This is a genomic window from Rhodococcus sp. EPR-157 (genome assembly GCF_001647195.1).
Taxonomy (GTDB): domain Bacteria; phylum Actinomycetota; class Actinomycetes; order Mycobacteriales; family Mycobacteriaceae; genus Rhodococcoides.
The window spans coordinates 1-4,275 of record NZ_LVCV01000276.1 but is presented as its reverse complement, the minus strand read 5'-3'; the positions used below and the strand labels follow the sequence as shown (position 1 = coordinate 4,275).

Genomic DNA, 4,275 nt, shown 5'->3' with positions numbered 1-4,275 from the left:
GCCGTCAACGCCGGCCGGATCGCCAAAGAGGTGGGACTCGCCGGCCGGATCAACATCATCCTCCAGGTGTGCTTCTTCGCGATCTCCGGTGTGCTGCCCCGCACTCAGGCGATCACCCGGATCAAGGAATCGGTGGAAAAGACGTACGGCAACCGCGGAGCCGACGTGCTGCGCCGCGAACTGGATGCCGTCGACCTCTCTCTCGAGGGACTGCACCGCATCGAGGTGCCCGAGTCGGTCACCTCCGTAGTGGAGCCGGCGCCGGTCGTGCCCGACACTGCGCCCGAGTTCGTCCGCACGGTCACCGCGGAGATGATCGCCGGGCGGGGTGACGCGTTGCCTGTGAGCGCGCTTCCTGTGGATGGCACTTACCCCAGCGGCACCACCTCCTACGAGAAACGCAACATCGCCGAGCTCGTCGCTGTCTGGGACCCCGACACCTGCATTCAGTGCGGCAACTGCAGTTTCGTCTGCCCACACAGCGTGATCCGGTCGAAGTTCTACGACGAGTCCCGGCTGGAGGGCGCCCCGAATCTGTTCGATTCGGCGCCGTTGGACGCCGTCGGTCTCCCAGGCGCCCAGTTTTCCCTGCAGGTGTATGCCGAAGACTGCACCGGCTGCGGTCTCTGCGTCGAGGCCTGCCCGGTGGTGGTTCCCGGTGGTGAAATCACCAAGGCGATCAATCTCGGCCCCCGCGAACCGCTGGTGGCCACCGCGCGGGAGAACATCGCGTTCTTCGAGACTCTCCCAACGAACGACCGGGCGCGCGTCGAGTTCGGCACCGTTCGCGGCACCCAGTTCCTCGAGCCATTGTTCGAGTTTCCCGGAGCGTGCGCGGGATGTGGGGAGACGCCGTATCTCAAGCTGCTCTCCCAGTTGTTCGGTGACCGTTCGATGGTCGCCAACGCCACGGGCTGCTCGTCGATCTACGGCGGCAACCTGCCTACCACTCCCTGGACAGTGAACGCCGACGGGCGCGGCCCCGCATGGTCGAACTCCTTGTTCGAGGACAACGCAGAATTCGGACTGGGGTTTCGGATCGCCGCCGACGGACACACCCAGCTGGCCCGGCAGCGGCTCACCGAATTGCGGGACGTGGTGGGTAGCGACCTCGTCGATGCCCTTCTCACGGCGCCGCAGCTGCGGGAGACCGAACTCCAGCAACAGCGGGAGCGGGTACCCGAGCTCGAGCGTCGCCTCGCCGGAATCGATCCCGCCATGACCTGTGACCTGCTCAGCGTGGTCGACTACTTGGTCCGGCGCAGCGTGTGGATCGTCGGCGGTGACGGCTGGGCATACGACATCGGGGCCGGGGGACTCGATCATGTCCTGGCCAGTGGCCGCAACGTCAACGTTCTGGTGCTCGACACCGAGGTCTACTCCAACACCGGCGGGCAGATGTCGAAGGCGACCCCGCTCGGTGCGGTCGCGAAGTTCGCCGCCGCAGGCAAGACGGTACCGATGAAAGATCTTGCGCTGCAAGCGATCGCATACGGAAGTGTCTACGTTGCCAGGGTTGCAATGGGTGCCGACCCGCAACAGACGCTGCAGGCGTTCCGCGAGGCAGAGGCCTACGATGGACCTTCGATCGTGATCGCCTACAGCCAGTGCATCGCGCACGGAATCGACATGCGTCACGGAATGGACCAGCAGTATCGCGCGGTCGCCAGCGGGCACTGGCCGCTAATCCGCTACAACCCGATGTTGCGTGCTGCCGGCGAGAACCCGTTCCTGCTCGATTCGCACCGGCCGAGGATCCCGCTTGTCGACTACCGCAACGGGGAACTGCGGTATCGCTCGTTGGCCAACACCGATCCCGCCGAGTACGACCGGCTCCTCGGGCTCGCCGAGGAGGTCATCGCTCAGCGTTGGAACCGGTACGAGGACATGGCGTCCCGGGGTCCGCAACATTTCACCGCCGACGCCCGCAAGGATCGATGATGGAGCTGTCTACACGCTATATGGGACTGGCGCTAGCGAATCCGCTGGTGGCGGCGGCGTCGCCGCTCTCGCACACCGTCGACGGTGTACGTCGGTTGGCCGCTGCGGGCGTCGGCGCGGTGGTGCTCTATTCCCTGTTCGAAGAGCAGCTGATCCGCGAAGCGGAGCGAAATACGAGACTCGCCGACCAGGGTTCCCATAGCTATGCCGAGTCCTTGTCCTACTTTCCGGACGCTGCAGGCGAGGACCAGGGACCGCGCCGCTATCTGAGCCTGCTCGAACGCGCGGCCGGCTCGGTCGAAGTGCCGATGATCGGCAGCCTCAACGGCATTACCCCAGGCAGCTGGGCGGGCTATGCCCGATCCATGGAGAATGCCGGTGCGGCCGCGATCGAGCTCAACATCTACTCTCTGCCTGGGGATCCCCACATCAGCGGCAGAGACGTCGAACAGCGTCACCTCGACATTCTCGCGCGGGTCAAGGACGCCGTGACCGTGCCAGTGGCGGTCAAGCTGAGCCCGTACTTCAGTTCGACAGGGGAGATGGCGTCGCGTTTGGACGACGCGGGCGCGGACGGCCTGGTGCTGTTCAACCGATTCCTGCAACCCGACATCGACTCCGAGACGCTCACGGTGGTGCCCGCCGCCACTTTGTCCACCGCCGAAGAGTCACGGCTTCCGCGGACGTGGATCGCCCTGCTACGCGGCCGGTTGCGCGCTTCGCTCGCTGCTACCACCGGCGTCGAGAGTGCAACAGACCTGGTCAAGTATCTATTGGCCGGTGCGGATGTCGTCATGACCGCGTCCGCCTTGCTGCGGCACGGCCCAGACCATGCAGGTGTGTTGCTCGACGGACTATGTGAATGGATGGGTCGCAAGGGTTTCGACAGCGTCGACGAAGTGCGTGGACTACTCGCTGCAACCGGAGGTGCCGACGACACAGCCCGCCAACGCGGCGGCTATGTCAGCGCACTGCATGAAGCCAACACCGCCACCCACGGTTCCTGGTGATACGGATCGCCCGAAGGAACGACCGTCGGCCGCCGACACGTGATAGGCAGGAAATGATGGAACTATTCCACGCAGGGACATGGTCGTGACGGTTCCCGGTCCCGTGCCCAAGCCGGTGCAGGTGCGGCCGCCGGGCAGGATTCTGGCCAGCATCACCCTCATCCTCTGCGCGGGGGCTGTGTTCGGGTCGATGAACCTCTGGCCGGTGTCTGGGCGAATCTTCAACTTGCTCAATTTCGTTATCTTCGCGGCGACGGCCCTGGCCCTCCTCGTCGTGGGCGTCGTCTGGTGTTTCAGAACTGTGAAGTTCCTGCGGTCGGAGCAACCATGGTCCTGGATGGTTGTCACCGCACCGGCTGTCGTCGCAATCGGACTCGTTCTGGCACTGACGCTTCCAGAGCCCTCGTTCGAACGTTCGCGACCGAAGTTCGACGCGTTCGTGGCGACCCTCCCCACCGCCGGACCGGTGAGCGTCGAGGATCATTCGATCGATGCGTTCGACTTCTCGAGAATCACCCGGTACACCGACGACACCGCGATCTATTTCGTCGACGCCGACACCGTGTTCTTCCGCTACACCTCCGGATGGATCTACTCGCCCGGACAGCCGCCTCCACCACCATCAAACGCCGAACTCGAATACACCAGCCTCGGTGGGACCTGGTACGAATTCTCGATGACGTACGACTTCTAGAAACCCGTGCGACCTCCGGATGCGTTACTGCTGACGATCACCGCACCTGCGGAACCGCCGCCTCTTCGGTCTTGTCGGCGGTCTGCTGGTACAGCAAGGCGACGCCCTCTTCGTTCGACCACACTGTCGCGGTGTGTGCGACGAAGTCGTGAGATGGGTGCAGGTTCAGCCAGCAGATCAATCGGCCGTCGCTGTATGCGGCGGTGCAGTCGTCGACATTCATGCCGTGAGCACGAAGCCTCATAGTGCAAGCTGACGACATGACGGAACAGCACGAGAAGGGGACCCCGATGACGATGCTGCCGGTGATGGTCGGTCGCACAGGAATCGAGGACGGCGAAACTCCCCAACCGCGAGTCGGCGCAATCGGCGAGTTTCCGCTGATGTTCGAAGAGACGCCAGCCGATCCGAACGATCCATCGATCCTCACCCTGCGCGCCGTCGCCGAACCCTTGAACTCAGGCAAGCCGACACACCAGCAACTCGGTCCCGACGACGGATGGTGGGAGTGGACGGTCTTTCTGCGTGGCGACGGGTCCCTGCGTGTCAGGGTGAGGTGAGTCCACTGGTTCATAGCAACCCGGCCTGATGCAGGGCGAGATACGGATCGACACACATCATGACCATCAC

General features: G+C 64.1%; 5 protein-coding genes. 4 read left to right on the top strand and 1 reads right to left on the bottom strand.

Translation table 11 applies throughout. The features are described from left to right. From A2J03_RS12645 to A2J03_RS12635, 3 genes are all read left to right on the top strand, one after another. Positions 1–1,941: 4Fe-4S binding protein (locus tag A2J03_RS12645; protein WP_156520358.1), on the top strand; the 1,941-nt coding region annotated here is incomplete at its 5' end. Beyond that, the gene (locus A2J03_RS12640; RefSeq protein ID WP_068374200.1) at positions 1,941–2,951 is read left to right on the top strand and encodes a dihydroorotate dehydrogenase-like protein; all 1,011 of its coding nucleotides are present in this window, start codon (positions 1,941–1,943) and stop codon (positions 2,949–2,951) included. The genes A2J03_RS12645 and A2J03_RS12640, both read left to right, overlap by 1 nt. A gap of 85 nt (positions 2,952–3,036) precedes the next feature. Further along, a complete protein-coding gene (locus A2J03_RS12635) occupies positions 3,037–3,645 on the top strand; it encodes a hypothetical protein (protein WP_156520357.1) in 609 nt (202 codons plus the stop codon). A gap of 37 nt (positions 3,646–3,682) precedes the next feature. Here A2J03_RS12635 and A2J03_RS12630 read toward each other — a convergent pair whose 3' ends face one another. Then, positions 3,683–3,889, bottom strand: a complete 207-nt coding sequence (locus A2J03_RS12630) for a hypothetical protein (RefSeq protein WP_068374194.1) — start codon at positions 3,887–3,889, stop codon at positions 3,683–3,685. Between the two features lie 16 nt (positions 3,890–3,905). Between A2J03_RS12630 and A2J03_RS12625 the strand changes: the two genes are divergently transcribed. After that, a complete protein-coding gene (locus tag A2J03_RS12625) occupies positions 3,906–4,205 on the top strand; it encodes a hypothetical protein (protein WP_156520356.1) in 300 nt (99 codons plus the stop codon). The last annotated feature ends 70 nt before the right edge of the window (positions 4,206–4,275 follow it).